The sequence below is a fragment of the Streptomyces sp. NRRL S-337 genome, assembly GCF_000720175.1.
In the GTDB taxonomy this organism is placed as follows: Bacteria; Actinomycetota; Actinomycetes; order Streptomycetales; family Streptomycetaceae; genus Streptomyces; species Streptomyces siderophoricus.
Map to the genome: position 1 here is coordinate 1 of NZ_JOIX01000196.1, position 356 is coordinate 356.

Consider the following 356-nt stretch of genomic DNA (forward strand, 5'->3'; position numbering starts at 1 on the left):
CGAGTTCGCCCGCTCGCTGGGCTGCACGACCTTCAACGCCCTGTACGGCAACCGCGTCGAGGGCGTGGATGCGGCGGAGCAGGATGCGCTGGCGCTTGCAAATCTGGCGTTCGCGGCGCGTGCGGTGGGCGAGGTCGGTGGGACGTTGCTGATCGAGGCGCTCAACGCGCCGGAGTCGCCCAAGTGCCCGATCGTCTCGGCGCCCAAGGCGATCGAGATCGTCGACGCGGTCAACGCGGCGACCGGTTTGGACAACGCCCGGTTCCTGATGGACCTGTACCACCTGTCGATGAACGGCGAGGACTTGGAAGAGGTCATCGACCGCTACACCGCCAAGACCGCGCACGTGCAGATCG

The 356-nt window shown here is 67.1% G+C and carries 1 protein-coding gene; it reads left to right on the forward strand.

The window, feature by feature from the left end:
- Nucleotides 1–356, forward strand: a 356-nt coding sequence (locus IG62_RS0141055) for a TIM barrel protein (protein WP_030816432.1), incomplete at both ends; no start/stop codon positions are given.